The following is a 26,715-nucleotide window of genomic DNA, read 5'->3' as shown; positions in this document are numbered from 1 at the left end:
CTTTTTGTTTGTATACAGTTTCTTTTTACTCACCAAAACAAACAAAAAAGCCACATGGAAAATTCTCTACCTCAAACTCCCAACCTCTCGTCGGTTCCGGCAGACGGTGCACCTGCTGTTCCCCCTCAGAAATTGTATAACCCGGGGTGGATTCCGGTCGGCCTGGTCTGCATCGGTTTAGGCATCATTACCGGTTTCGCCACAGTATTTAGCGACAGTGTTGCGCTCAGCTTTTTCAACAGTCTTGCCTATGTAGGAGTGTTTTTGTCGCTGTTTTTAACTTTTCAGCGGCTGGAACAACGCTATCCGGTACAGCGGCTGCGCATCTATTTTCTGGTTATGATGATTCTGTACGGAGTCATGTGTCTATTCAGCGGGGCGGATGAAGACGAAGACTTTGTAGTCGGGCTCTTACTTCTTGTTCTTGTAGCATGCGCCGATCTTGTTTTTCTCATTCTGACCGGTGTCGAGTTGCGCAAAGCTGCGAAAATTATGCCCGCGGAATTCGGATTCGGTAATACCGCGGGGGTACTCTTGATCATCTTTACTTCGGCAACTGTATTTTTCGGCTTGATCGCTGGTGCGATAGAGGAAGAAGGAGAAGATGTAACTGCTTTGTGGTTTTTACAGGTCTTAGTCAGTACGGGTTACGATGTAGTTTTCATCATTCTGATAACGCAGGTCAATCGGCTGTTCGACCGTCGTCCGGCCATAGCCTACCCGCCGTACTCCCCGACCCAACCGGCCGCGGCACCGACTGTCGGCACCTTTCAACCGCAACAGCCGACCGGCACTCCGGTCAATCCCTCAGTAGTTCCTGCCCCGCAGGGTTGGTCCAACGCGCAATGGCTCACTTTCGGAAAGATTTGCGGGATAATTACCATCTGTTTGGGGGTAGGTAATTGGTTGATCGGTAAATTCACGGACGATTTTTCACTGCCCATTTATCTACCTTATACAGGCATGTTCATAGCCTTGTATATCATTTTCTCTCAGCTACAGACTCGATATCCAGTACGGCGTTTGAATCAGTTCTTCTTGATTCTCCTGATTGTAGTCGGGGTATTGGGTCTGACTAATTTATTGGAATACGCCGTACCCTCGCCGGATAGCAATTCGGAGCTATTGGAAAGAATATACCAATTGGATGAAGATAGTCCGCTTAGAGAACGGCTATTAAATATCGAAGCCTCGGAATCTTCGTCAGATTGGAGCAGTATCATAAACGGATTCTCTATGTTCCTCTTGTTTCCGATAGCTGCCCTCAGCATTCTATGCGGGGTTGAATACCAGAAACTTGCCAAACTATATCCGAAAGAGATGGATTTCGGATATGGCAAATCATTAGGCAAGAATTTGGTTATTGTGAATAGTATTCAGTTAGTTCTCTTGTTGCTCTTGGTTATATTAATTGCCCAGGATAATTATAATAGGGGAGAGGCTGTCGAAATGATAACATTGGCGATCGGGATTCCCATTATTAACGGCTATACGTGGTACGCCTACTGCAAACCGTTGATGGAGTTGAAAGACTCCGTCTTTCTAAAACAAGAATACTAAACCATGAAAAAGATTCTATGCTATCTGTCAATCGCTGTTTTCGGATGGCTCTGTTCATCGTGTTTCCTATGGACGAAAGGGCCGAATGCTTACGAAGACGAAATTTGCGATGCCGTGACATTCCATCTCGCCGAAGCCGATTACATTATTGAAATAGCGAGCAATCCGTTTGCCGGAATATTTCTTGGTGACGATTTTTTTGGAAGTCTGTTCAGTAAAGGATTGGAGAAAATGGAATCGGCGTTCAACGATTTGTATGTAAATACGGATATGTCGTATGTTGAGATTTTAGAATCCGTTTCGCAGGACGAAACTTCCGATTTTCAAAAACAAGCCGAAGATATATTAATCCATTACAATCAAATCAACATCTCCCTTTCGGATTACGAACAGGTCTCCCGTCGAAGCCGGGAAAAGAGTTGGATATTCACCGAATTGCATTCCGGTGTCGAATTTATCTTCACACTCGAAAAAGATCAATCCGGCCAAACCGTATTCAGTGTCACTCCGGTCGATAATTCCATACAGGACTATGTACTAAACTCACTTTAAACCCATTAAAACTTTACCATTATGCACAACGAATTGTTAGACACCACGTACGACGAGCAGTTCGACACGATCGAGAGCCTCCGCTGGCGGCCGTGGGTCGGGCGGGGATACCGCACGGCTCCGCGGCGATTGCTGATCGTCGGGGATAGCTGCTATGCGCAGGACAAAAAGGGAAATCCCTCGCCGGAAACGGAAGCAGATTTCCTGCAAGACAAGGATACCACCCGCGGGGTGCTTAATTGCAACATGGAAAAAAAGGATACCTGGCGGGTCTACATCGGGCTGTGCAACATGCTGGTCGGAGGGAACGAAATCGAAGACCGCAAAAAGCTCTGGGAACAGGTCGCTTACTACTACCTCATTCAAAACCGGGTGATGCAGACAGTCAACGACGAACCGAATGAACAAGATTATCGGCACGCATGGCCCTGCTTCTTGGAGGTGGTCAAGGTGCTGCAGCCGACTGACTGCCTCGTGCTCGGTGTCCGCAACGAAACAGCTTTCGGGGTTTCTATGGAGCAGGCGGGTTTGAAATGGACGATCGAAGATTACCCGGAGCCTGTCGGAGGCAATACCAAGCCCCGCTATGCCACGATCACTTGGCCGGACGGACATACTCTCAATTTGTGGTTCATGAAACACCCCACATATTGCTCACCTGAGGCTTGGCGCAAGTTCTTCCGTGAAAAGATGCCTGAGGCGATGAAGCTGTTCTAAGACTGATCGGGGCTGTTTGCTTGGCAAACAGCCCCGATTCTTTTCCTCCCGCCCGCCGTCAGAACCGCGACAGCATCGGATAGTCTAACGAGAAGTGCAACCCGACGCTCTCCTTGAGCTGCTGCGCCTGCTTGATGATCAGGTACCCCACCGCAATCATGTTCCGCAACTCGCACAAGTTTTTCGACAGCGTCGAACGCCGGTAAAGATGCTCCGTCTCCTCGTAAATGATCTGCAACCGGTGCATCGCCCGTTCCAGCCGGATATTCGACCGCACGATCCCCACGTAATTCGACATGATCTGCTGCACCTCCCGCAAGCTCTGCGTAATCAGCACCATCTCCTCCGGATGCGACGTTCCCTTGTAGTCCCAGTCCGGCAGCCCCTCCTGCCACGTCAGCCCGCCGATCACCGACAGCGAATGCCGCGCCGCCTGCTCCGCATAGACCACCGCCTCGATCAACGAATTGGAGGCCAGCCGGTTCGCCCCGTGCAACCCCGTCGAAGCCGTCTCCCCGATCGCATAAAGCCGCTTGATGGAAGTCTCCCCGTTCATATCCACCTTCACCCCCCCGCAGCAATAGTGCGCCGCCGGCACCACCGGTATGAAATCTTTCGTAATGTCGATCCCGATCGAAAGGCACTTCTTATTGATATTCGGAAAGTGATCCCGCGTCAGCTCCGGATCCTTGTGCGTCACGTCCAAATAGACATAGTCCTCCCCGCGCGTCTTGAGTTCGTGGTCGATGCTCCGCGCCACCACATCGCGCGGCGCCAGCGACCCCATCGGATGGTACTTCTGCATGAACTCCGCCCCGTCCTGCGTCCGGAGGATCGCCCCGAACCCCCGGATCGCCTCCGAAATCAGGAACGAAGGCCGCTCGCCCGGATTGTAAAGCGAAGTCGGGTGGAACTGGATGAACTCCATATTCTCGATAATCCCCTTCGCCCGGTGTACCAATGCGATCCCGTCGCCCGTCGCCCCCGCCGGATTGGTTGTCGTGTGGTAGACATTTCCCGTCCCCCCCGTCGCCAGCACCGTCACCTTCGCCCGTACGGTGAAGACCTCCTGCGTATCCAATTTCAGGATATACGCCCCGTAACACTCCGTCCCCGGAATCGACCGCTTGACCAATTTCCCCAAATGGTGCTGCGTCAAGAGATCCACCGCAAAATGCCGCTCCAGAATTTCGATATTCGGATGTTCCCGCACCCGGTCGATCAGCCGATTTTCGACCTCGGCCCCCGTATAGTCCTTGTGGTGCAAGATCCGGTGCTGCCGATGCCCCCCCTCGCGCGCCAGTTCGTACCGTTCCGGGTTGTCCGCCCTGCGGTCGAAATCGACCCCCCATGCGATAAGCTGCCGGATTTGCACCGGCGCATTGCGGACGACCAACTCCACGACCTCGCGATTATTCTTGTGCGAGCCGCAGACCATCGTATCCTCGATATGCTGTTCAAAATCGTCCGGTGCATAGGTTACGCTGGCAATCCCCCCCTGTGCATGATAAGTGTTGGCATCGTCTATCCGGCTTTTCGTCACGAGCAGCACCCGCCCGTGATCCGCCACTTTCAACGCATAACTCAGCCCCGCGATTCCGGAACCGATCACCAAAAAGTCACACTCTCTGTTCATTACAGTAAAAGCTGAAGTTTATATCCCCGATTGGAATGAGTAAAGTTACGCATTATTAGTGAAATTTTGTTACATTTGCCCTCATTAATCGCCGACTTATGCTCCCTGACCGCTCCACAGTCCGCCAAAGCGCCACCGTCATCCGCGTCTCCGACTCGGAGATCGAGGTCGAGGTGTGCCGGCCGGAAGCGTGCGGTTCGTGCAAGGCCCGGAGCGTTTGCAGCGAGGGGGGGAGCGGGCGACGAATGACCCTTCTCAATGACGGGCAGGGATACACGATCGGGGAACAGATTACCTTGGTTATGCGGCGGTCGGCGGGGCTCAAAGCGGTGGTGATTGCCTATTTAGTGCCGGTTTTCCTGATTATCGCGGCTTTACTCCTATTCCAAGCGTTGCACATAAAAGAAATACTCTCCGCGGGGCTGACTTTAGGGCTATTGGGACTTTATTTCATCGTCGTCCGTCTTGCCGGCGGACGTATCAAACGTGAACTAACCATCGAAATCGAAAAAGAAATCGAACAATAAGCATGAACGAAACGTTGATTTACACGATCGCAATTCTCGTAGGGCTGGGGCTGATCGCCGCCGTGGTGCTCTACTTCGTTGCGCAGAAATTCAAGGTTTACGAAGATCCGCGGATCGACGAAACCGAAGCGATGCTGCCGGGGGCGAACTGCGGCGGATGCGGTTTCGCCGGGTGTCGGGCGATGGCCGAAGCATTGGTCAAACAGGATGATATTTCGGCCTTGTACTGTCCGGTGGGCGGGGCTGCGACGATGAAAGCCGTGGCGGAATATCTGGGGAAAGCTGTGGCCGAGAAAGAACCGATGGTGGCGGTGGTGAGGTGCGGGGGGACGTCCTGCAATCGGGCAAGGATCAATACATTCGACGGGGCGCGATCGTGCGCGGTCGAGGCTTCGCTCTACGGGGGGGAAACCGGATGCACGTTCGGATGCTTAGGGAACGGGGATTGTACGCGGGTCTGCAATTTCGACGCCATTCATATGAACCCGGAGACGGGGCTGCCGGAGGTGGACGAAGAGAAATGTACGGCGTGTGGGGCGTGCGTCAAGGCCTGTCCGAAACAGATCATCGAACTGCGCAAGAAAGGCCCGAAAGGACGGCGGGTGTGGGTGAACTGTGTCAATCGGGACAAGGGGGCGATTACCCGGAAGGCTTGCACGGTGGGGTGTATCGGATGCGGCAAGTGCGTGAAGACCTGTCCGTTCGAGGCGATTACCTTGGAAAACAACGTGGCTTATATCGATCCGGCGAAGTGTCGGTTGTGCAGGAAGTGCGTGGCGGTTTGTCCGACGGGGGCGATTGTAGAAGTCGGGTTCCCGGCCCGCAAACCGGAAACCGCTGCGGCGACCGCTCAGGCACAGACACAGGTGTCGGCGCAGCAAGAAACAACTATCGCACAGCAACAGCAGGAAGGAGGAGAACAACATGCTTAAGACTTTCAGACTGGGTGGCGTCCACCCGCACGATTATAAGATCAGCCGCGATGCGGCGATTCGGATGTTCGATATACCGGCTACGGTAACGATTCCGCTCGGGCAGCACATCGGCGCCCCGGCGACGGCAGCGGTAAAGAAAGGGGATCGGGTGCTTGTGGGGGATGTGATCGGGACGGCGACGGGCTTTGTTTCGGCGAATATACACAGTTCGGTATCGGGGACGGTGACGAGTGTGGATGCGGTGCCGGACGGGGCCAATTTGCGGAAGCCGGCGGTGACGATTGCGGTGGAGGGGGATGAGTGGAACCCGGCGATCGACAGATCCGAGACGCTGGTGCGCGAGTGCACGCTGGAACCGAAGGAAATCATTGCCAAGATTGCGGCGGCGGGGATCGTGGGGCTGGGGGGCGCGACTTTCCCGACGCAAGTCAAGTTGTCGGTGCCGCCGGGGAAAAAGGCGGAGATGCTCATTATCAACGGGGTGGAGTGCGAACCGTACCTCACGGCGGACTACCGGCTGATGATGGAACGGGGGGAAGAGCTGTTGGTGGGGTGTGAAATTCTGATGCGGGCGTTGGGGGTGGAGAAGTGCTATATCGGCATCGAAAACAACAAGCCGGAGGCGATCGGACATCTGCGGCAACTGATTGCGGCGGATACGGCTTTTGCCTCCAGAATCGAAGTGGTGCCGTTGAAGATGCGCTATCCTCAAGGGGGTGAAAAACAGCTGATCGCGGCGATTGCCAAGCGGGAGGTGCCGAGCGGAGCGCTGCCGATCGATGTAGGGGCGGTGGTGCAGAATGTGGGGACGACTTTTGCGGTGTACCAGGCTGTGCAGAAGAACCGGCCGATTGTGGATCGGGTGGTGACAGTGACGGGGAAGAAGTTGGCGAATCCGTCTAACCTGTTGGTGCGGATCGGGACGCCGATCTCCTCGCTGATCGAGGCTTGCGGCGGGATGCCGGAGGATACGGGCAAGGTCATTAACGGCGGGCCGATGATGGGGCGCGCGATGGCCAATATCGATGCGCCGGTGACGAAAGGGACTTCGGGGGTGCTGCTGATGGACGAGCGCTCGTCGCTACGGGCGTCGGAAATGCCGTGCATCAGTTGTGCGAAGTGCGTGGACGCTTGTCCGATGGGCCTCGAACCTTACCTGATCTCGAAACTCTCGCGGCTGAGACTGTACGACCGGCTCGAACGGGAGCGCACGGCGGATTGCATCGAATGCGGCTGCTGCTCGTTCACCTGTCCTTCGCATCTGCCTTTGCTGGACTATATTCGCTTGGGTAAGGCGGAGACCATGAAACTGATTCGGGCACGACAAGCCAAATAATCGAGAAGAAACATTCAAATCATGAGCAATAGAATAGTAGCCCCGTCGCCTCATTTGCATGGGGATTTCTCTACGCCTCGGATCATGCGCGACGTGGTCATCGCATTGATTCCGGCATTCGCATTTTCAGTGTTTATTTACGGCTTGAACGCTGTGTTCGTCACAGGGATCGCCATACTCTCCTGCATGCTGTTTGAATGGCTGATCGACCGGTTTATGCTGCGGCGGCCATGTACGCTGGGAGACTGGTCTGCGGTGGTGACCGGGACTTTGCTGGCATTCAACCTGCCGGCCACGATTTCGCCGTGGCTCATTATCCTCGGATCGTTGGTGGCCATCGGGATCGGAAAAATGTCGTTCGGCGGACTGGGACGGAACCTCTTCAATCCGGCATTGGTGGGACGGGTGTTCCTCTTGATCTCGTTTCCGGTGCAGATGACCTTGTTCCCGGATACGGCAGGAGTGGATGCGATTACCGGGGCGACACCGCTGGCCTTCGTCAAGGGGGCATTGAAAACGGGGACACCGGTGGCGGAGATTATGCCCAATATCGACCTCGGCGGGTTGTTTCTGGGATTCAAAGACGGTTCGCTGGGGGAAATAGGAGCGTTGGCTTTGCTGATCGGCGGCATCTATTTATTGATTCGGCGGGTGATTACCTGGCGGATACCGGTGTTTGTCTTGGGGACGATGTTCGTTTTCGCCTCGATTCTGTGGCTCGCGAATCCGGAGCTGTATATCAACCCGCTGTTCCATGTATTTGCAGGGGGGGCTATGTTAGGGGCGATCTTTATGGCCACGGACTACGTGACCTCGCCGATGAGCAAGAAAGGACAGGCGATCTATGCGATCGGGATCGGGGTCATTACCATCCTCATCCGCGTGTGGGGGGCTTATCCGGAAGGAATGTCGTTCGCGATCCTGATTATGAACGCCACCGTTCCGCTCATCAATATGTATGTGAAACCGAGCCGCTTCGGCGGTAACAGTCCCAAAAAGAAATAACCGCAGCTATGGCTATGCAAAGTTCACTCAAGAATATGGTTATCGTACTGGGAACCATTACTTTGGTTGCCAGTGCGGCGGTCGGAGGGATTTACCTGCTGACCAAAGAGCCGATCGAAGCGACTCAGGCGAAGAAAGTAAACGACGCTATTGCACAGGTGGTTCCGAATTTCGACAATACGCCGGCGACAGAAGCGATCAAAACGGCGGTAGACGGGAAAGACACGGTTACGATCTACCCGGCGAAGTCGGGTGGGGCAGTGGTTGGGTATGCCATCGAAACTTTCTCGAAAAAAGGGTTCGGCGGAGAGATGTCGTTGATGGTCGGATTCCTGCCGGACGGGACGATCAAAGACATTTCGGTCATTTCACACAACGAAACACCGGGACTGGGGGACAAGATTCAGAAAACCAAATCGGACTTCGCCGTGCAGTTCGAAGGCAAGAATCCGTCCACATTCAAACTGGCCGTTAAAAAGGACGGCGGAGACGTGGATGCGATTACGGCCTCCACTATTTCGTCGCGGGCATTTACCGATGCCGTGGCCCGGGCTTATCAGGTATTTCAGGCGGTGCTGAACGACACGGAAGTGGAAGTCGCCTCGGGCGCTACAGCCACACAGCACACGGCCTCGGTAAAAAAAGAGACCCCGGGGGAGGCTGAGGAACCGGCGCAAACTTTAAAGGTAAAGGAAGAGAAAGATTTTGAATTCGATCCGAACGCTGTCGAAGGGGCGCTTCCGTATGATGCCGCCGCGGGAGCTACGGCGACCGACACCACCGGGAAAGGAGGAACCAACCATGAATAAACTGCAACTGATAACCAAAGGGTTGATCAAGGAAAACCCGACGTTCGTTTTGCTGCTGGGGATGTGTCCGACGCTGGGGACGACCACTTCGGCCATCAACGGGATGAGTATGGGGATCGCGACGATGTTCGTCCTGATTATGTCGAATATCGTGGTATCGTTGGTCAAAAACGTGATTCCGGCGAAGGTGCGGATACCGAGCTTTATCGTCATCATCGCCTCGTTCGTGACCATCGTGCAGTTAGTGATGGAGGCTTACGTGCCGGATTTGTACAATACGCTGGGAGTGTTCATTCCGCTTATTGTGGTGAACTGCATTATTCTGGGGCGGGCAGAGGCGTTCGCGTCGAAACACGGGCCGTTCGCGTCGATGCTCGACGGGTTGGGAATCGGATTAGGATTTACCTGTTCGCTGACCCTGCTGGGAACGGTGCGGGAAATACTGGGGGCAGGATCGGTTTTCGGAGCCAAATTTTTGCCGGCCGGGATGGACGGAATCCTGATTTTCGTACTGGCGCCGGGGGCGTTCATCGCACTGGGGTATCTCCTGGTGCTGTTCAACAAATTCACCGCCCGGTTGCGGTAATACACACATCGATCTGAATTGGAAGCATTATGGAATATTTCGTAATCATCATCAGCGCGATCTTCGTCAATAACGTCGTGCTGGCGCAATTCTTAGGGATATGCCCGTTCCTCGGAGTGTCGAACAAAGTCTCCACCTCGCTGGGGATGGGCGGTGCGGTTACGTTCGTGATGACCATCGCGGCATTGGTGGTCTACCCGCTGCAATACGGCGTGCTGGTGCCGCTGGGGATCGAATACATGCAGACCATCGTCTTCATCCTGGTGATTGCAGCGTTGGTACAGATGGTGGAAATCGTACTCAAAAAGGCGAGCCCGGCGCTGTACCAGGCATTGGGAATCTTTCTGCCGTTGATCACCACGAACTGCGCGGTGCTGGGGGTGGCTATTCTGCTGGTGCAGAAAGAGTACAACTTGGCTGAGAGTGTAGTATTCTCGGCGGCGACGGCTTTAGGGTTCACGCTGGCTTTGGTGCTGTTCGCCGGGTTGCGCGAGAAACTGGCAATCACCGACGTGCCGCGGGCTTTCCGCGGGGTGCCGATCGCTTTGATCGTGGCAGGGATACTGGCGATGGCTTTTATGGGATTCTCAAACTTGGTATAATTCTTGTATCACTCTTTTCTGAAAAAGCCGAGTTCCTGATTTATCGAACTCGGCTTTTTTAGCAGACACCCAATATGTCATGGAAATATTTTTGATTATTCTCGCTTTCATCGTCCTGCTGCTCGCCATGATCGGATCGGTCGTACCGGCCCTGCCCGGCGTACCGTTGGCCTATCTGAGCCTGTGGATCGGGCGCTGGAGCGGCTACACACCGTTCGACAACACGTTTATGGGGATCATGGCAGGCGTAACCCTCGTCGTCTTTCTGGCCGATTACTTCCTGCCGCCGCTGATCCTCAAAAAAGCCGGCGGCAGCAAGGCCGCCACGTGGGGGTCGATCATCGGCATGGTAATCGGGATGATCTTTACGCCGATCGGAATGCTTCTCGGCATGCTGCTGGGTGCTTTTCTCGGCGAAATCCTGTACGCCGGAAAATCCGGAAGCACCGCCCTGACAGCCGCACTGGGAGCTTTCATCGGTTTTCTGGTCGGCACCGGGCTGAAATTGCTGCTCTGTTTCTATATACTTTACAAGCTGATCGCCATGCTTATCGCTTAAAAAGAAAAGGCAATACCTATTTTAGGCTTTCAAAATCGCGGGACGCAGCCTGCAAGAGGCCGCACAAACTCTCTGATCGAGTGTTGAACAGCACCCTCCGTCCGCCGAGGCTTTGGCTCGCGCGGCTCTGAAATAACCGCTTGAATAAGCGACAAATCGAAAACGGATACTTCCGAAAAGAAAAAGGCTTCCCGTAAAGGAAGCCCGCATATCGAAAATAATAACGACGAAAAGAGCGTAAAAAACTATTTCGTTTTCATCGTATCCTGTTGAGCGCGATATTCCGCATTCAACCCGTCGAGCAGCTCATCCGTAATATTGAGCGCCGGATCTGCAATCAGCACCGTATTGGCCCCCTGCGTGCTGATAATCATGCTGTACTTCTTTTCCGCATTGTATTTCTTGACATACTGCATGATCGCCTCGCTGATCCGATTCATCATCACAGCCTCTTCCTCGCCCAGCTCCTGCATCATCCGGTCGCGGTATTCCAGCACCGACTGCTGTTTCTTCTGCAACCCCGACTCGATGTCCTGCGCTTGGAAGCGCGTAATCAACCCCTTCTGCGCCTTTTCCTGATAATCGCGCATTTCGCGTTCCAAACTCCGCCCCTTGGCCGTCAGTTCATTCTGCGCCTTTTCGCTCTTCGCAGCGAACTCCGCCTGCAAATCGATTGCCATTCCATAGCCGCGCATCAGCGAATCGAGCTGCACGTAAACGATCTGCCCGTTATATTCGATATGAGAATCCGCCGCAGCCGTTTGGGTCGAATCCGCTGCTGCATTCCCGTCCGCAGCCGAAGATCCTTTGTCCGAACAGCCGAGCATGGCAAGCCCCATAGCAGCCACAGCCGCAAAAGATACGATGTTGAGTTTAGTCTTATTCATATTTTCCGTTAAAATGATTGAGTTTCCGGTTTTGAATGCAAATATGGCAAAAATATTCTATCCGCAGCCTCTTTTCCTGAAATCGGAGAGGAAAAGTTACCTTTGTATCCGTCAAAACCAAAACCTCAGCCATGTACGAATACATCAAAGGAAAGATTACCGAACTGACCCCCGCTTACGTCGTCATCGAAGCCGGCGGGATCGGCTACCTGCTCCAGATCTCGCTCCAGACCTACACGGCACTGAGCAACGTAAGCGAAACGACCCTCTATATCCACCACATCGTCCGCGAAGACGCCCGGATTTTCTTCGGATTCCACCAACAGAAAGAGCGCGAACTGTTTCGCCTGTTGATCTCCGTGTCGGGGATCGGGGCCAACACCGCCCGGATCATGCTCTCGTCTTACGGCGTGGAAGATATGGTGCAGATCATCGCCACAGGCAATGTCAATGCCCTGAAAAGTGTCAAGGGGATCGGTGCGAAGACCGCCGAACGGGCTATTGTCGACCTGAAAAACAAAGTGTTGAACGTGGCGGCCGTATCGGAATCCGCGCCGAGCATCTTTGCCGAAGTGACCGAGAATATCGAAGAGGCGGTGTCGGCTCTGACCATTCTGGGCTATCCGAAATCGGCCTGTGAAAAAATCGTCAAATCCATCTGCAGCGAAAACCCGTCGCTCACGGCAGAAGCCATTATCCGCCAGGCTCTTACCCAATTGTAATGCCGGGCCCATACGCTTCAAAAAGGCCTTGATTATTGTTAAATTAAGATTAATTCGGTATTTTCGCATAGCATTTTACGGGAATGCGTCCGATACCGAAAACTTAACCGCCACCTTATGGATCATATCTATCTGGTCGTTTTAGCCATACTTATGGCGCTCGCCGTCTCTGCCCTGATCGTCGGGGTCTCGAACGACGCCGTGAATTTTCTCAATTCCGCTCTCGGCTCCAAGGCTGCCCCGCGGTACGTCATTCTTCTCGTAGCATCGACAGGGATTCTCCTCGGCTCCATTTTCTCCAGCGGTATGATGGAGGTGGCACGCCGGGGAGTTTTTTATCCGGAGAACTTCTACTTCCACGAGATGATGATGATCTTCCTGACCGTCATGTTCACCAACGTCATCTTGCTGGACTTGTTCAATACGTTCGGCTTGCCGACATCGACCACCGTTTCGTTAGTTTTCGGTCTGTTGGGGGCAGCCGTGGCGGTGGCGATGGTGAAAATCTGGGGATCGGACGGCGAAAGCTTGGCCGATCTTCCCACCTATATCAATTCGGGAAAGGCATTGGGGATCATATCCGGGATATTGACCTCGGTCATTATCGCGTTTATTATCGGGACGGTGGTGATGTACATTACACGGGTGATCTTTTCATTCCACTACCACCGGACGTTTCGGTATGTAGGGCCGCTGTGGTGCGGCATTGCGCTGACTGCGATCTCGTACTTCGCCATCTTCAAAGGGCTGAAAGACACCTCGATCATGCCGCATGAAATTATGGCATGGATGAATGCGCACACGTTTCAACTGCTGATCTACTGCTTGGTCGGGTGGACGATACTCATGGCCTTGGTTCAGTACTTGCTGAAGTGGAACATCTTGCGACTGACGGTGCTGGCGGGGACGCTTTCTTTGGCCTTGGCGTTTGCGGGGAACGACTTGGTGAACTTCATCGGGGTCTCGGTGGCCGGATTCGACTCGTATAATATCGCGGCAGAAGCGGCGGCAAAAGGGATAGATATTTCGACGCTGAAGATGGGGGCATTGGACGGAACAGTGCCGGCCAATCCGCTGATTCTCTTTATCGGCGGCTTGATTATGGTAACTACGATCTGGCTTTCCAAGAAAGCGCGGTCGGTGTCGGATACCGAAATCAACCTGGCGCGGCAGGACGATGGGGTAGAGCGGTTCGGCTCAACCTCGCTCTCGAGGGCGATCGTGCGCGGAACGGTGAATTTCAACAAGAAATTCTCCAAATACGTACCGGAACGGATACAACGTTTTATCGAGCGGCGTTTTGAACCGATGGCGGTAATCGAAACGGAAGAGAAGGCGCCGTTCGACCTGATCCGGGCTACGGTCAATCTGTCGGTGGCCTCTATTCTGATCGCTTCGGCAACTTCTTTGCGATTGCCGCTGTCCACGACTTATGTCACGTTTATGGTGGCGATGGGGTCGTCGCTGGCCGACCGGGCCTGGGGACGCGAAAGCGCGGTATACCGCATCACGGGAGTACTGACGGTGATTTCGGGATGGTTTCTGACAGCAGTCATCGCTTTTACGATCGCGTTTATCGTCGGCCTGCTGCTGATGTACGGCGGCAATGTGGCCATTTTTGCACTGGCGGCTGTTTGCGCCTTCATCCTGTTCCAAAGCAAAGTGCTCTTTTCGCGCCGGCAGAAAAAGGCGGCGGCCCGCGAGGCTTTTTACAATGCGGACGGCAAGGAACTGAACATCATCGACGAATCGACTCAGGAGATATGTCATGCCATGCAGACGATGACCAAGCTCTACCGCGACACGCTGGACGGGCTGGCCAACGAAGACCGGCGCAAATTGAAAGAAATCATGCGCGCGGCGGAAGCGATGTATCAGGAAGCGCATGAACGGAAATACCGGCTCTTGCCGATTCTGCGGAAATTAGAAGCGAACAATGTCGATACGGGACACTATTATGTCCAGGTGGCCGATTATGTGAATGAGGTGGCCAAGGCATTGGTGCATATCACCCGGCCAAGTTTTGAACATATCGACAACAACCACGAAGGACTGAGTCCGGAACAGCTGGCCGATTTGCAGGAGATCAACGAACGGGTTTCGGCCATCTACGACGAAATCATCAGCATGCTGCAAACCAAGGACTTCAGCAAGTTGGACGAAACGCTGATGCACCGGGACCAATTGTTCGAGACGTTAGCCAAGGCGATCAAGAACCAGATTTATCGAGTGCGGGACAATGCGTCGAGTTCACGGAGCAGTATGCTCTACCTGGATATTATCAACGAAACCAAGACGATGGTTCTCCAGTCGCGGAATCTGCTGAAAGCACAGAAACATTTCATCTCGGAAGAGGAGATTTAATGCACTCTATTAATTATTTGACAAGATGCGGGCGGAAATACACTGTTTTCCGCCCGCATCTTTATTTTATACGATCGGGGCTATTCTCGATTTCATGCCCGTATTCTTTTTGCGGCCTGCTGCCCTACATCGCACAGGCTCGATACACACTCCCAAAATCGCCTTTGCCGCTTCATTTTCCCGCTTTCGTTGTCCCGCACCGGACTAAATCATACGAATCCTGAACCAACTGTTTAATCTTCCGGTCGGGCATATCGTCATTGAAACGAATGCCGATCCAATGGCGATGGCTCATATTATAAGGGTCACCCACTGCATGATAACGGATTTTCAACTCTTCGATCCTCTCCGGCTCGCACTTCACGGTGCAACTCTCGAATCGGTCGATGTCGAAGAAACAGAAAATCTTGCCGCCAATATAAAATGCCAGAATAGACCGTGCGCTCTTAAATGCCTGAAACGGCATCCTTTCGCTGCTCTCCGGCAGCGAAAGGCAAAATGCTCTGAAATCTTCTATATCCATACGATTCGCGACAGGTAGTAAGGTTTATACGATCTTCTGCCCGGTCGGTGCGAAGTCTTTGTCCAAAGGAACCCGAAATGAAATACCCCTTTCCCCGGCAAGTTAAACCGGAAAAAGGGGAATCCATACAATAATTCCACAAAAGTAGAGCAGAATAAAGAGGAATAATAGAGTAGAGTAGAAGTAGGGGTTGGTATCCTACTCCACCGGAAGCGGATCGGTGGTTTCTACATTCACCCAATCCACCACACTTCCCTTAAACGAGATCGGCGATCCGTCCATATTGACCGTCACATCATACAAATACGACTTTCCCGGTTGCAAAGCCTTGGTAAAACTCCCCGTAAACGGGTCTGTCTTTCCCGGCACATCCGTCACCACCACCGTAAAAGTAGCCGACGTTCCATCCGTCAAAATATTCGTCTTTGCCCCGCTCTTATCCTCGATGCTCCGAACCGGCCCCGATACCGTCATTTTCCCCGTCGCCACATCCAGTTTTCCGGTATCGAAGAAGCCGGATACTTTCATCTTAGCCCCCGTCAAATCGGTCTTTCCATCGCCGGCTTTCAACCGGAACCCGATCTGGGCCCCGCAATGCCGGAACTCCAATTTCGCTTTCGTTCCACCCGCCGTAGCGACCGTCCCCGGCGTATAAGCCCACAATACATCGTCCCCGTGCCGCACCGGTATGTCATGCACATCGCTCACCCCCGCCACCCGCGGCGCATAGGCGTAAATATCGTATGTCGTCCCCGTCCGCAAGATTACATTTCCCCCGGAAATAATTCCCGCAGCATCGGAAACAAACGATTCGTTTTTCCACACCGTCGTCGTGAAATCGGTCTGCGCATCTCCCGACACAGTCAGTACGTACACCCCCAGATTCGTCGCAGGCAAAGGATCGAGCACTCCGGCATCGGCCTTAACCGCAGCGTCTGTCCGCCCGTCGAACATGACCTTCCCGCTCAATATCAACTCGGAGTGTTCGCCAACGGATTCTTTTTCGGAACAACTGCTCACGGCCAACAATAACGCCGCGAACATGATCTGTATTTTCATGATTTCAGATTGATACTTAATCTATTTTTCGACAAATCGAATGCTCCATCTGCCGCATCAGTTATTGACGTCTACATTCCCGGTTTCATTCACCCACGGCACCACTCCGGCTTCCAACCCGAGAGACGAATTCCGGTCGACCACCGTCACTGTGATCAAAACCGATTTTCCCGGCTGAAAAATATCCTTCTTCACCCCGGTATAAACCCCTGCATTCGGCCCGGCAGGTATCGTCACAGTCACATTGAACTCCATAGGTTTTTCGCCCGGCAAGAAACAAACCGGCGTTCCCGTCTGAGTCCATACGATCGTATTGTCCACATTTCCAGGCGTCACTTTACCCGTAGCCAGATCCAAAGTCCCGTTCCCGTAGAATCCGGTCACCTGAATGGTCGCGCCGGTAATGTCCGGATGGCTGGCTCCGTCGGCCACGACTTGAAAAGCAACCTGCGCCGCTTTGCGTTCAAAAGTCAATGCCACGTTATGTGTCGCCGCATTGGGTTTTTCCCCGGCAGACTTCGCCCACAATACATCCATCCCGTGTCCCACCGGCACGGCAGACGACGTGGCCGCCGTCACGCTCGCATCATACGGGCTGTATGCATATACATCGTAAAGGTATCCCGTGGTCAGAACAATCGGGTCCGGATTGGTATTGCTGATCGCCCCCGAAGCGTCGGTCACGTGTTTGATATTCGTCAGAGCCGCATTGCTCAAAGCTTCCCCCGAGGTCAAGTCTACCACATGCACTCCGAGTTCCAATCCGCCCGACAACGGTTCCGTCTCCGCCTTGGTTTCAGGCCGCAGTGCCACTCCTGAGAGATTCAGGCGGCACGGCTCACCCTTGGGCAAAATCGTCTTTTCTTTAGAGCAGCCTCCCAAGCCCCCGGCCAACACGACCGCCGCGGCAGCTGCCAGTAAAGTCATCCTTTTCATATCGATTCAGAACTTTTTATTACAAATTTTCATACCCGGCAAGCGGCACGCCTCCCGGACGATTATCCACATTCATATCCCCGGAGATCACTTCCCACTTCGTAACCTTTGCGGAGAAACCCGCCTCGCTGGTAGCCGCCACGTCGATATCGACGTTGATCTTGATCTCTATGTCAGTCGGCCCGACCGCTCCGCCGGTGTCGACATGCTCTTCGATAGCTTGCGAGCCGCCGTTGCTGAACCCCATATTGAGCCTCAGCGAATTATCCGCCGGAGAGCCGTCCGGATTGGTCGCCTGAAGCCCGAACACCAATACATTGGCTGTATACCCCCCTTCAACCGGCTGGGGATCGAGTTCCGTAATCGACGCATATCCGTCGCCGCATTCGCCCGTGACTAATCTGACAGAAGGCGCCACCCCTGTCAGCGCCGCCGAAACGTCCGTCACCGCCTCGACATCTCCCGTAAGCCGGATATTCAGCACCACATGCTGCACCATCGGTTTCGGCACCATCGTCTGCACCACGGTATCTTCCTTTTCGACAACCAGTTCGCCGCTATTGGAACTATAGAGCCAGCCGGGCTCGCGAATCCACATATCCTCTCCTACGGCTTTTTTATTCAAAGGCAAAGCATAGGCATACGCTTTGTCGAAATTCTCCATATCGGTGAATCCCACGCCCGAGACGTCCTCGTTCACCACCAGTACTTTATAATTTCCCGAAGGCAAAATGCCGCTGAATTTGCCGTTTTCGGTCACTCCTCGCGTCAGCGAGCCGTCGGCACCGTAAAAATAGACGGCCATCTGTTCCGGCGCCGTTTCTCCCGGCACTAAGTTCCGCCAGTCGAAATCCAGCACTACGCCCCCTTCGTCCGGCTTGACATACAATTCCCTCCTGACACAGGAAGAAGCAAGCATTACCGCAGCAGCGAGCGCCGTACACACGACCGCCCCCCTTATACCCGGTCTCCTGAAATCTAATATCTTATCCATGATATTTGCGTTTCCCTAACCCTTGATTTATTTTCGGTTCCTATTTTCCCAGTCCGAACCGGTACACCAGCGAGACCTTAGCACCGGTCAGCCCGATATAATTGGCCGAGTGGGACGACTTATACATATAGAACGGCGCCTCGTAATAGTACCGGTCGAAATTGCCGGCATGCACAAAGCCGCCGCGCAATCCCAGTTCCATCCCGAAATGGCGGGTGAACGGCAGATAACCGCCCAGAGAGATACCCCCTCCGTAATAGTCGCCGGTATTCCCGGTCTCCTCGTTTTTGAACATGTAATCGAACTGCCCCACGTGTCCGTACACCCCGAGATACAATCCACGATACTGTCCCGTCCGGCGACCGAACCAGTAACGCACTTCCGGACTGATCTCATTGACGGCGTAATGTTTCTTGTAGAGGTTCATATTCCAATCCGTGTATACCCCTTCCACCGCTGCCGACCACTTCTGGGCAAAATAGAATTCGACCTCTAAATTCGCGGCCACCGCTGCCCAGTAAGCCAGGTTGGTCTTCACCGCCACTAACGGCCGGATAAGCACCATCGGCTCGCGCGGAGCCTTCACCGCTTTCACCGGCTTGACTTTCGGTTCTTTCACAGGCCGAATCTTTTCTTTCCGAGTGTCAGCCACCGCCTGCACCGCTTCCGCTTCTCCGGCGATTTCCGTTTCAACCTCTTCGGTACGTTGGATTTCGGTCACCGGCTCCGTCTCCGGCAAAGCGATCTGCAATGTCGATTCTTCGGCTATCAACCGGCGGATCAAATCGTCGATCTCCGGATCCCGACCCTCCGGACAAGGATCTTCTGCTGTAATGACCGGCGCAGCAGGAGGCGTGATCTCCGGTTGTTCCTGTTGCTTCGGTTGTTCCGCCGGCATAATTTCCGGCAGTTTCTCTGCTTCGGAATGTTTTACCAGAGAATCGATATAACGCTGCAATTCCTCGTCGAGCGCCTGTTTTTCTTCCGCCTTCGCCACCGCGACCACCGGCTTTTCGTCCTGCCGAACCGGAACGCTTGCGGTCGTTTCCGGTTTCGGTGCCGGTATTTGTATCTGTGTCGGCGTCGGTTCCTGTATCTGTATCTGCGTCGGAGTCGGTATCTGCTGTACCGGTTCCGGTTTCGGCTCTACCGCAGTTATCGTTGTCGTTGTCGTCTTCTCTACAGCGACCGTCGACGGCACGCGTTCTCCGCCCCGACCGAAAACATCACGGTCTCCGAACGGCGATATATACCGTCGTTCTTCTTCCGCCGCCGAACCCGCAGACCGTGTTCTCGTATGGCCCGCAACCAACACTCCGTTCATGTACACCGTCACCGTGGTTTTCTTCAGCATGTCGAACAGCTGTTCTGCTGCAATGACATTATTCCGGGCCACCACATTGCCTTTCACCACGACTTGCTGCCTGAGCTGAGACCGACGGACAACCGGCTCTATATATGCTTTCACCGCGTCGATACGCCGTTCGGCCAGATCCACGCTTCCCAACTGCTCGGCAGTGGAAGAATAAGAGGTAACGACGATCGAGTCGATATGTGCCGACGGTGTTTCCGCCAGTTGCTGGATCAACTTGTCGAATTTATCCATCGAGGCTCTGTTCTGCCCGTACCGTTCGTTCCATTCCGAACTCCCCAAACCGAATGTAAACGACATCACTTGTTTCTGCGGAGTACTCAACCCGGCCACTTGCGCATCGGCACGGCCGCCGGTTCCCGACAGACACAGACATACGGCCGCTCCCCAAGCAGTCCAGCGCCTTTTATCGGCCGTTATGATTGATTTTCTGCATTTTGCAAAATCCATAACTTTCTTCATTTACATCCCGTTGTTCAAAGCGGACGATATTCACGCGGCTAAGTTAGCAAATATTAGTCAGTAAATCTTATTTTTTTGTCATAAATGTATTTTTATGGCCCGGAGAGATATAGGAAACAGTTGAGAGAACGTGGAAACGAGGCGGAAATTCTGTCAATAATTCATCGCATCCGTATGGAATAAACTCGGAATATAATAAAGTAGGAAAAAGCGGCCGAGACAGACCGTCAGTCCGATTCGATTGGCGGATTGTCCTTCCCGCCGGCATGTTTTTGGGTAGGAGCCCACCTCTCGGAATAAATTATGGTATTTCCCGGCCGCGATGCCGTTGACATGCTGCGGGACAGAATCCGCGCCAGTCCCGCCCGGATTACCCGTGCAAGGCACATTTTGAACGGTGTCCTTTCCCACAGAATTCGGATTCATGGCACCGGATTGCGCAATAAAAAAAAGCCTCTTTTTCAAGAGGCTTCAATCGATCGTGATCCCGCTGGGGCTCGAACCCAGGACCCCAACATTAAAAGTGTTGTGCTCTACCAACTGAGCTACGGAATCGGTACCGAAAAATCTGTGCTCCCCCAGGGGCTCGAACCCTGGACCCCAACATTAAGAGTGTCGTGCTCTACCAACTGAGCTAGGGAAGCATTTTTCCTTTTCGGCACTGCAAAAGTAGACAAAATTTCCAACCTGCAAAAAAATTCTACAGAAATTTACCCGAATTTTATTTCCCGGCCGGGCCATCTCGCCCATCCGGAGCCTATTCCTTTCCGCAAAACTTCTGTGCCGCATATCCGCACGGGGCGCGGTAACGGCAAAAAGTTCCCGCAACCCCGGCTTCTGACGTCGGAAAGCTCAAAAAAGCTTATATTTACTGGCTGAATAAAACTTTCCATCCGGATACCTGTCCCCAGAACCGGCATGACGATATCCGGCGGGCCACAGGTCGCCCGACGGCGTATCCGATCAAATCCGAACCTATGAAACAAACACTTACCTACCACTCGCCGATAATCGTCTCTACGGCCAGACGCACCGATCCGGGAGCTTACGACCGCAGTCTCGAACATTTCAAAAAAGGCGAATACATGCCGGCGCTTCACGCCCTGCTCGATTATATCCATCCGGAGCTGCGCCGCAAATACGGCAATCCGGAGGGTACCGAATTTCACGTGCCGCACGGCTCGATCATCGTCGGTTTGAAAATCGCCGGCGACCGGTTAGAGATCGACGCTCCGTTTCTCGCGCTGCCCGACAAAGGACGTATCCCGCTGCTTCGGCAGATCGCCGGGCTGAACAACAACGTGCTCGACCTGCCCTGCATCCGGCTGTGCGACGGGCAGTTTCATTTTACATACGATTGCCCGCTGGCTTTGGCCCATCCCGAGAAAATCTACGATGTACTCGACGACATCTGCAGGACAGGCGACCGTTACGACGACGAGTTTGCCGCCAAATTCGGCGCATCGCGCATCAACGAACCGATAGTGAAACCCTATGACAGCGCGAATAGGGAACGGATCTGCAACGGGATCCGGCAGACCTGCGCCGAATGCCTGGAGGCGGTGAAAGGTTTTGAAAACGAGCGGAAATACGGATATGCGTGGGATGTAATCGCCAGCGCCCTGCTCGGGATCGTCTATTTCGCCCGGCCCCAAGGCCGGCTGCTCAACGAACTGGATAAAGCGATCCAGGAACACGACCGGGAAGATATTCCGATACAGGAGGTCATCGCCCGCGGCAAGGAAGCCTTGCAGAAGATCGCCTCGCTCGATCGGGAACAGCTGGCCGAATGGCTCTATTTCGTCGAGACTTTCGTCCCCGGCAAACGCCGCTCGAACCTGAAAAACATCCAGGACAATTTCCGAAAAATCTTCGACGAAGCTACGTCGGCCGCGAATGCCGGCGACCTGATGGCCTGCTGCCTGATGATCGTCTACAAGTTCTACGAGATGTATTATTACAACGACGTACAGGACGATGTGAACGCCGTGGTGTCGAAAGCGCTGCACAGGGCTTCGGCTATGCCGTGGGATACCGCGGCCCCGATCCTGCATGCCGCGATGGCGCAGATCATGGCAGGCAGGCTGGACGACGACAATGACAACGGCGACCCCGAAGAGACGACCGACCGGAATGCCGAAATCAGCCTGGAAGCAGCGTTGGCCGAGATACAAAAGATACAGCAGGAAGCGGTGGCACAGGCCAAGGCCGTTCAGGCCCGGACTGGACTACAGAGTGAGGCGCCGGCGAACGACGGAGCAGGAGATAACCGCAGCGAGGAAAACGAATAACAGCACAGATCATGGAACAGAATATCTATCGGGCCATCTATAGAGTAAACCATTCCGGAGGTACGGGCAGCTGCTTCTACCTGAAAAAATACGGCCTGTTCGTTACCAACTATCACGTCGTCGAGGGTTTCCGCAGCGTAGCCGTGCAGGACAACGACCGGAACGCATACCTGGCGAGGGTGGTGCTGGTCAACCCTGCCGTCGACATTGCATTGCTTATGGCGGAAGGCGATTTTTCGGCTTTGCCGGAGATCATCCTGCCCGAGACCGGCGAAGTCAACATCGGAGAGCGGATTCATGTGGCGGGATACCCGTTCGGCATGCCTTTTACCGTCACCGAAGGCACCGTATCGTCGCCTCGGCAGCTGATGGACGACACTTATTATATACAGACCGATGCGGCAGTCAATCCCGGCAACAGCGGCGGCCCGATGCTCAACGAACGGAACGAACTGGTGGCCGTCACGGTCAGCAAATTCACCGAAGCCGACAATATGGGTTTCGGCATACCGGTAGCCCAAGTGAAAGCCATACTGGAAAACATCGGCGACTTAGATACCGGCCGTTTCAACCTTCAGTGCGACAGCTGCGACGGATTCATCTTTGAGGAAGAAGAATACTGCCCCTCGTGCGGCAACAAACTGCCGGAAAATGCCTTCAAGGAGCGTGCGCTGACCGATCTGGCCGTTTTCTGCGAAGAGGCGATCGCCGATATGGGCATCAATCCCGTATTGGCCCGTGTGGGACAAGAGGCCTGGAAATTCCACAAGGGAAGTTCCGAAATCCGCCTATTCGTCTACCAACGGAACTACCTGTTTTGCACCTCGCCGATCAACGTGCTGCCCAGAAAAGACCTCGAACCGATACTGACGTATCTGGTAAGCGAAGATATGAGACCTTACAAACTGGGAATCAAAGGAAACCAAATCTATATCGCCTATCGCATCCACATTTCGGACGTTTTCTCCGACTATGCCGATGAAGTGAAAAAAAACATCACCCAATTGGCATTCAAAGCCGACAAACTGGACGATTACCTGGCCGAAACCTTCGGTTGCGAGTTCTCGGAATATGCTAAAAAAGAGGTCATCTGAAACGTTTTCTTTCCGGAAATACCGGTATTTGACCGCTCTGGGCTGAAAGCACGATACTCCAATCCGTAAAAAACACTGTTATGATCGAAACACAGACCGACACGTGCAACGAAACACTGCGGCAGATCGCCGCCCTGATGATGAATGCCGCCCGCACCGCACCCAAAGCACGCGGCATCGACAACCTCGAAATCGCCATGCTCACCGGCAACGACCGGATACGGCTTGCGGACAAACTCCGAAAGATGGGTGAAGAGTCGGGACGGGGCTTTTTCGTCCGCGATGCGGAGAATATCCTTCAGGCAGGGGCCGTCGTGCTGATCGGCACCCGGAATGGGACGATGAATCTGAATTGCGGCTGGTGCGGTTTTCCCACCTGCGCGGACAAGATAGGTCGGGCACCGCATGCGCCCTGCGCCTTCAATATGAACGACCTGGGGATAGCTGTCGGCTCGGCCGTGTCGGTGGCGGCCGACCACCGGGCGGACTGCCGCGTGATGTATTCGGCAGGCACGGCTGCCATGGAGATGGAATTATTGCCCGGCTGCCACGCCATTCTGGCCATTCCGGTCAGTGCGACCGGCAAAAGCCCGTTTTTCGACCGGAAACCGCTCTGACCGAAACCGGTTCCGTTATGAATGCCCGGACTTACGCAGTATGAAATCGCCGCCATGCTCAGGCATCGCGGACTGCGAGACGTATTACTTGATTTTCAACGTATCCTGCACGACTTATTACACTTTTCGGCGGAAATTCGGGCTGGTCGAATAAAACAAGTAGGGCAGGGTAGCCTGTTTTGAAATAGGATACCCCGCCCATTCCCTGCAATCGACAACAATCGGTTACAACTCGTTCAGTTTCACCTCTTTGATCCGCGCTTTATCGCCGAGAATCACAATCCGCAGATCGCTCGACGTCGCCCCGTCGAACGTGTAAGTCTCCATCGTCCCGTTATTCAACCGGCTCCGACCCCGCCACACCGGAACGAACAATCCCCCGCCACTCGACAACTGGATCTCGAACTCCACCGGATCGCCCTCCTCCCAGGCGATCCCAAGCGACGTCGGTTTCGCCCCGCTGCGCAATTCATAAGTAATATACTGGTTGCGAGCTCCCTCCCACACCGTGTTCGGGTCGCCGTCCACCGTGCAGACCGCCCGATCGTTATGGATGCTGGCCGAGACCTTCGCCGCCAACGCCCCCTTGCGTTCCGAAGCCCGCATCTCCAGCAGCCGCCCCGCCTCGACCACCGTAAAATCGCGTTGCAGACGAATATCCTCCGACGACGCCCCCACCATCACCGTGAAATCGCCCGGTTCGACCCTCCATTTGTAGTGTATGTCGAGTATCTCCAAATCCCGCGGATGCAATTCAAACTCGACCCGTTTGCCCTCGCCCGGCAGAAGATGCACCCGTTCAAACCCCCTGAGCACCTTTTCGTAGGCCATCACCGACGCGACCTTGTCATGCAGATAGAGCTGCACCACCTCGTCCCCCTCGCGCGTGCCCGTATTCGTCACCGTACACGCCACCGTCAGCCCCCGGTGCGGCGTCACGACCGTATCCGAAAGCTGCAAGTCGCTGTACCCGAACGTCGTATAGCTAAGCCCATAGCCGAACGGATACAATGCCCCGTTCACCCTCGCCCGATGGCTGCGCGGCCCGTTGGCCCCCCACGAATCGCTCTGCGCCGACGGCAAAGTCGGGAAATTGAACGGAATCTGCCCCACCGACCGCGGAAAAGTCACCGTCAGCTTACCCCCCGGATTGTAATCGCCGAACAGCACCTCCGCCACCGCCACGCCCCCCTGTCGTCCCGGATACCACGCCTCCACGATCGCCGGGACATACCGATCCGCCCAGTTGACCGACAGCGGCCGCCCGTTGATCAAGACTAAAACCACCCGTTTGCCCAACTCCCTGAGCGGAGTAATCCGCTCTAACAGCTGCTGCTGCCGCCCCGGCAGGTCGAGACTCGACCGCGACTTGTTCTCGCCGCACGTCCGCGTTCCGCCCCCCAGCACCAGCACCACCGCATCCGCCTCCGCAGCCACGGCATAGGCCGCCTCTATGCTGTCGCGTTCCGCCTGCGTCAGCGGATAGTCCATCAACTCCGAATCCGGCCAGTTGTCGTCCACCAGCTCGCACCCTTTGGCATACACCACCTCCACCCCGTTAGCGGCCACCGCCCCGCGAATCCCGTCCAACACACTCACCGGCTCCACTGCATTCGGCCCGTAGCGCGCCGTCACGAAATCCGTTGCCGCCGCATTCGGCCCGATCACCGCCACCCGCCGCACACTGTCGCGGCTGAGCGGCAAGGTGTTCGCCTCGTTCTTAAGCAGCACGATGGATTCCAACGAAATCTGTTTTGCCACCGCCTCGTTCGCCTCGCTGCACACTTCCGCATCCGAAGCCGCCAAATCCGTCCGATAAGGCCGGTCGAACAGTCCGCACAGGAATTTCACCCGCAAAATATCCCGCACCCGATCGTTAATAACCTCCTCACTCAACGCCCCCTCCTGCACCAACTCGCGCAGCGGCACGATGAACGAGTCCGGCGAACGGAACGTACACCGCACATTAAGTCCCGCCTCGACCGCCTGCCGCACCGCCTCCTTCATGTCCGCCGCCGTAAAATGCTTGCTGTAGAGGTACTCCACTGCATCGCTGTCCGAGACCACATAGCCCCGGAACCCATACCTCCCCCGCAGCACCTCGGTCAGCCAATGATAGCTCCCCTGAATCGGTTCCCCGTCGAAGTCGTTGTAAGAGCTCATGATCCCCAGCAGCCCCGCTTCGCGGATCACCCGGCCGAACGGGTAGACGTGTATCTGTTCCATCTCGCGCAGCGACATCTGCGGATTGTTCCGCGCCATCCCTTCCCGGGCCCCCTTGCCGTTGCTGTACCCCACGAAATGCTTGGCCGTGGCCGCCACCCCCTGCGACTGAATCCCCCGCACCATCTGAATCCCCAGTTCCGCCACCAAATAGGGCGATTCGCCGTAGACCTCCTCATACCTTCCCCACCGCTGATCCCGCCCCACGTCGAGAATCGGCGCATAGATATGGGTGTACCCCAGCGCCCGCGCCTCGCGCCCCTCGATCTCGCCCATTTTGTAGACCAACGAGCGGTTCCACGTATGGCCCACCCCCAACTGCGTCGGAAAATTGGTCGCCCGGAAGC

24 protein-coding genes and 2 tRNA genes are annotated in these 26,715 nt (G+C 54.6%); 16 read left to right on the top strand and 10 right to left on the bottom strand.

The genetic code is table 11. The features are described from left to right. The 3 genes from Q0Z93_RS03710 to Q0Z93_RS03700 form a co-directional block, all read left to right on the top strand. On the top strand, positions 1–1,560 hold a 1,560-nt coding region (locus Q0Z93_RS03710; RefSeq protein ID WP_298062714.1), incomplete at its 5' end, for a hypothetical protein. Positions 1,561–1,563: 3 nt separating this feature from the next. Continuing rightward, the gene (locus Q0Z93_RS03705; protein WP_298062713.1) at positions 1,564–2,112 is read left to right on the top strand and encodes a hypothetical protein; all 549 of its coding nucleotides are present in this window, start codon (positions 1,564–1,566) and stop codon (positions 2,110–2,112) included. Between the two features lie 21 nt (positions 2,113–2,133). Continuing rightward, on the top strand, positions 2,134–2,829 hold the full coding sequence (locus tag Q0Z93_RS03700; RefSeq protein WP_298062711.1) for a hypothetical protein: 696 nt from the start codon (positions 2,134–2,136) through the stop codon (positions 2,827–2,829). 58 nt (positions 2,830–2,887) lie between these two features. Here Q0Z93_RS03700 and nadB read toward each other — a convergent pair whose 3' ends face one another. Further along, entirely contained in the window at positions 2,888–4,465 is a 1,578-nt protein-coding gene (gene nadB / locus Q0Z93_RS03695) for an L-aspartate oxidase (protein ID WP_298062709.1), read from the bottom strand. Between the two features lie 98 nt (positions 4,466–4,563). On the opposite strand from nadB, the gene Q0Z93_RS03690 reads away from it, so the two are divergent. From Q0Z93_RS03690 to Q0Z93_RS03655, 8 genes are all read left to right on the top strand, one after another. Then, a complete protein-coding gene (locus Q0Z93_RS03690) occupies positions 4,564–4,992 on the top strand; it encodes a SoxR reducing system RseC family protein (RefSeq protein ID WP_298062707.1) in 429 nt (142 codons plus the stop codon). Positions 4,993–4,994: 2 nt separating this feature from the next. After that, on the top strand, positions 4,995–5,924 hold the full coding sequence (locus tag Q0Z93_RS03685) for a Fe-S cluster domain-containing protein (protein ID WP_298062705.1): 930 nt from the start codon (positions 4,995–4,997) through the stop codon (positions 5,922–5,924). Further along, entirely contained in the window at positions 5,917–7,263 is a 1,347-nt protein-coding gene (gene rsxC, locus Q0Z93_RS03680) for an electron transport complex subunit RsxC (RefSeq protein ID WP_298062703.1), read from the top strand. The genes Q0Z93_RS03685 and rsxC overlap by 8 nt, the downstream gene beginning before the upstream one ends. A gap of 21 nt (positions 7,264–7,284) precedes the next feature. Continuing rightward, positions 7,285–8,268, top strand: a complete 984-nt coding sequence (locus Q0Z93_RS03675; RefSeq protein ID WP_298062702.1) for an RnfABCDGE type electron transport complex subunit D — start codon at positions 7,285–7,287, stop codon at positions 8,266–8,268. A gap of 35 nt (positions 8,269–8,303) precedes the next feature. After that, positions 8,304–9,077 (top strand): RnfABCDGE type electron transport complex subunit G, encoded by a 774-nt coding sequence (locus Q0Z93_RS03670; RefSeq protein WP_298062700.1) that lies wholly within the window; start codon positions 8,304–8,306, stop codon positions 9,075–9,077. Next, positions 9,070–9,663: an electron transport complex subunit E gene (locus tag Q0Z93_RS03665; RefSeq protein WP_298062698.1), complete on the top strand. Its 594-nt coding sequence runs from the start codon at positions 9,070–9,072 to the stop codon at positions 9,661–9,663. Before Q0Z93_RS03670 ends, Q0Z93_RS03665 begins: the two co-directional genes overlap by 8 nt. Positions 9,664–9,692: 29 nt before the next feature. Next, complete coding sequence (gene rsxA / locus Q0Z93_RS03660) at positions 9,693–10,265, top strand: electron transport complex subunit RsxA (RefSeq protein ID WP_298062695.1); 573 nt, start codon at positions 9,693–9,695, stop codon at positions 10,263–10,265. Between the two features lie 79 nt (positions 10,266–10,344). Beyond that, a complete protein-coding gene (locus Q0Z93_RS03655; RefSeq protein WP_298062693.1) occupies positions 10,345–10,824 on the top strand; it encodes a DUF456 domain-containing protein in 480 nt (159 codons plus the stop codon). A gap of 245 nt (positions 10,825–11,069) precedes the next feature. Here Q0Z93_RS03655 and Q0Z93_RS03650 read toward each other — a convergent pair whose 3' ends face one another. After that, positions 11,070–11,711: an OmpH family outer membrane protein gene (locus Q0Z93_RS03650; protein ID WP_298062691.1), complete on the bottom strand. Its 642-nt coding sequence runs from the start codon at positions 11,709–11,711 to the stop codon at positions 11,070–11,072. A gap of 131 nt (positions 11,712–11,842) precedes the next feature. Here Q0Z93_RS03650 and ruvA point away from each other — a divergent pair, with 131 nt between their 5' ends. After that, the gene (gene ruvA, locus Q0Z93_RS03645) at positions 11,843–12,433 is read left to right on the top strand and encodes a Holliday junction branch migration protein RuvA (protein ID WP_298062689.1); all 591 of its coding nucleotides are present in this window, start codon (positions 11,843–11,845) and stop codon (positions 12,431–12,433) included. A 117-nt stretch (positions 12,434–12,550) separates the two neighbouring features. Then, positions 12,551–14,797: an inorganic phosphate transporter gene (locus tag Q0Z93_RS03640; protein ID WP_298062687.1), complete on the top strand. Its 2,247-nt coding sequence runs from the start codon at positions 12,551–12,553 to the stop codon at positions 14,795–14,797. A 172-nt stretch (positions 14,798–14,969) separates the two neighbouring features. Here Q0Z93_RS03640 and Q0Z93_RS03635 read toward each other — a convergent pair whose 3' ends face one another. From Q0Z93_RS03635 to Q0Z93_RS03605, 7 genes are all read right to left on the bottom strand, one after another. After that, positions 14,970–15,320, bottom strand: a complete 351-nt coding sequence (locus tag Q0Z93_RS03635) for an MmcQ/YjbR family DNA-binding protein (protein WP_298062685.1) — start codon at positions 15,318–15,320, stop codon at positions 14,970–14,972. A 198-nt stretch (positions 15,321–15,518) separates the two neighbouring features. Beyond that, positions 15,519–16,379, bottom strand: coding sequence for a fimbrillin family protein (locus Q0Z93_RS03630; protein WP_298062684.1), 861 nt, complete (start codon positions 16,377–16,379; stop codon positions 15,519–15,521). A gap of 57 nt (positions 16,380–16,436) precedes the next feature. After that, the gene (locus tag Q0Z93_RS03625; protein WP_298062682.1) at positions 16,437–17,315 is read right to left on the bottom strand and encodes a fimbrillin family protein; all 879 of its coding nucleotides are present in this window, start codon (positions 17,313–17,315) and stop codon (positions 16,437–16,439) included. Positions 17,316–17,334: 19 nt separating this feature from the next. Beyond that, positions 17,335–18,309, bottom strand: coding sequence for a DUF5119 domain-containing protein (locus tag Q0Z93_RS03620; RefSeq protein ID WP_298062680.1), 975 nt, complete (start codon positions 18,307–18,309; stop codon positions 17,335–17,337). Positions 18,310–18,349: 40 nt separating this feature from the next. Next, positions 18,350–20,131: a DUF3575 domain-containing protein gene (locus Q0Z93_RS03615; RefSeq protein ID WP_298062678.1), complete on the bottom strand. Its 1,782-nt coding sequence runs from the start codon at positions 20,129–20,131 to the stop codon at positions 18,350–18,352. A gap of 494 nt (positions 20,132–20,625) precedes the next feature. Then, positions 20,626–20,698, bottom strand: a tRNA-Lys gene (locus Q0Z93_RS03610). Positions 20,699–20,714: 16 nt separating this feature from the next. Further along, positions 20,715–20,787: transfer RNA gene (locus Q0Z93_RS03605), tRNA-Lys, on the bottom strand. Positions 20,788–21,120: 333 nt separating this feature from the next. Between Q0Z93_RS03605 and Q0Z93_RS03600 the strand changes: the two genes are divergently transcribed. From Q0Z93_RS03600 to Q0Z93_RS03590, 3 genes are all read left to right on the top strand, one after another. Further along, positions 21,121–22,434: a hypothetical protein gene (locus Q0Z93_RS03600; protein WP_298062676.1), complete on the top strand. Its 1,314-nt coding sequence runs from the start codon at positions 21,121–21,123 to the stop codon at positions 22,432–22,434. An 11-nt stretch (positions 22,435–22,445) separates the two neighbouring features. Next, positions 22,446–23,528 carry a trypsin-like peptidase domain-containing protein gene (locus Q0Z93_RS03595; RefSeq protein ID WP_298062674.1) on the top strand — a complete coding sequence of 361 codons (1,083 nt, stop codon included), beginning with the start codon at positions 22,446–22,448 and terminating at the stop codon, positions 23,526–23,528. An 80-nt stretch (positions 23,529–23,608) separates the two neighbouring features. Then, positions 23,609–24,145, top strand: a complete 537-nt coding sequence (locus Q0Z93_RS03590) for a DUF2148 domain-containing protein (protein WP_298062672.1) — start codon at positions 23,609–23,611, stop codon at positions 24,143–24,145. Positions 24,146–24,370: 225 nt separating this feature from the next. Here the strand turns inward: Q0Z93_RS03590 and Q0Z93_RS03585 are convergent. Continuing rightward, positions 24,371–26,715, bottom strand: a 2,345-nt coding sequence (locus tag Q0Z93_RS03585) for a glycoside hydrolase family 3 N-terminal domain-containing protein (RefSeq protein ID WP_298062670.1), incomplete at its 5' end; no start/stop codon positions are given.

Source organism: uncultured Rikenella sp., from assembly GCF_947628055.1.
Lineage (GTDB): Bacteria > Bacteroidota > Bacteroidia > Bacteroidales > Rikenellaceae > Rikenella.
This window is presented reverse-complemented; position numbering and strand designations above follow the sequence as displayed.

Excerpts from the sequence above, each read along its gene's own strand:
- Q0Z93_RS03675 (WP_298062702.1), top strand. The coding sequence starts at position 7,285 with ATGAGCAATAGAATAGTAGCCCCGTCGCCTCATTTGCATGGGGATTTC.
- Q0Z93_RS03655 (WP_298062693.1), top strand. The coding sequence starts at position 10,345 with ATGGAAATATTTTTGATTATTCTCGCTTTCATCGTCCTGCTGCTCGCC.
- Q0Z93_RS03615 (WP_298062678.1), bottom strand. The coding sequence starts at position 20,131 with ATGGATTTTGCAAAATGCAGAAAATCAATCATAACGGCCGATAAAAGG.
- Q0Z93_RS03635 (WP_298062685.1), bottom strand. The coding sequence starts at position 15,320 with ATGGATATAGAAGATTTCAGAGCATTTTGCCTTTCGCTGCCGGAGAGC.
- Q0Z93_RS03595 (WP_298062674.1), top strand. The coding sequence starts at position 22,446 with ATGGAACAGAATATCTATCGGGCCATCTATAGAGTAAACCATTCCGGA.
- Q0Z93_RS03685 (WP_298062705.1), top strand. The coding sequence starts at position 4,995 with ATGAACGAAACGTTGATTTACACGATCGCAATTCTCGTAGGGCTGGGG.
- Q0Z93_RS03665 (WP_298062698.1), top strand. The coding sequence starts at position 9,070 with ATGAATAAACTGCAACTGATAACCAAAGGGTTGATCAAGGAAAACCCG.
- Q0Z93_RS03650 (WP_298062691.1), bottom strand. The coding sequence starts at position 11,711 with ATGAATAAGACTAAACTCAACATCGTATCTTTTGCGGCTGTGGCTGCT.
- Q0Z93_RS03620 (WP_298062680.1), bottom strand. The coding sequence starts at position 18,309 with ATGGATAAGATATTAGATTTCAGGAGACCGGGTATAAGGGGGGCGGTC.
- Q0Z93_RS03640 (WP_298062687.1), top strand. The coding sequence starts at position 12,551 with ATGGATCATATCTATCTGGTCGTTTTAGCCATACTTATGGCGCTCGCC.
- Q0Z93_RS03600 (WP_298062676.1), top strand. The coding sequence starts at position 21,121 with ATGAAACAAACACTTACCTACCACTCGCCGATAATCGTCTCTACGGCC.
- nadB (WP_298062709.1), bottom strand. The coding sequence starts at position 4,465 with ATGAACAGAGAGTGTGACTTTTTGGTGATCGGTTCCGGAATCGCGGGG.
- rsxC (WP_298062703.1), top strand. The coding sequence starts at position 5,917 with ATGCTTAAGACTTTCAGACTGGGTGGCGTCCACCCGCACGATTATAAG.
- Q0Z93_RS03590 (WP_298062672.1), top strand. The coding sequence starts at position 23,609 with ATGATCGAAACACAGACCGACACGTGCAACGAAACACTGCGGCAGATC.
- Q0Z93_RS03630 (WP_298062684.1), bottom strand. The coding sequence starts at position 16,379 with ATGAAAATACAGATCATGTTCGCGGCGTTATTGTTGGCCGTGAGCAGT.
- Q0Z93_RS03625 (WP_298062682.1), bottom strand. The coding sequence starts at position 17,315 with ATGAAAAGGATGACTTTACTGGCAGCTGCCGCGGCGGTCGTGTTGGCC.
- Q0Z93_RS03690 (WP_298062707.1), top strand. The coding sequence starts at position 4,564 with ATGCTCCCTGACCGCTCCACAGTCCGCCAAAGCGCCACCGTCATCCGC.
- Q0Z93_RS03670 (WP_298062700.1), top strand. The coding sequence starts at position 8,304 with ATGGTTATCGTACTGGGAACCATTACTTTGGTTGCCAGTGCGGCGGTC.
- ruvA (WP_298062689.1), top strand. The coding sequence starts at position 11,843 with ATGTACGAATACATCAAAGGAAAGATTACCGAACTGACCCCCGCTTAC.
- Q0Z93_RS03705 (WP_298062713.1), top strand. The coding sequence starts at position 1,564 with ATGAAAAAGATTCTATGCTATCTGTCAATCGCTGTTTTCGGATGGCTC.
- rsxA (WP_298062695.1), top strand. The coding sequence starts at position 9,693 with ATGGAATATTTCGTAATCATCATCAGCGCGATCTTCGTCAATAACGTC.
- Q0Z93_RS03700 (WP_298062711.1), top strand. The coding sequence starts at position 2,134 with ATGCACAACGAATTGTTAGACACCACGTACGACGAGCAGTTCGACACG.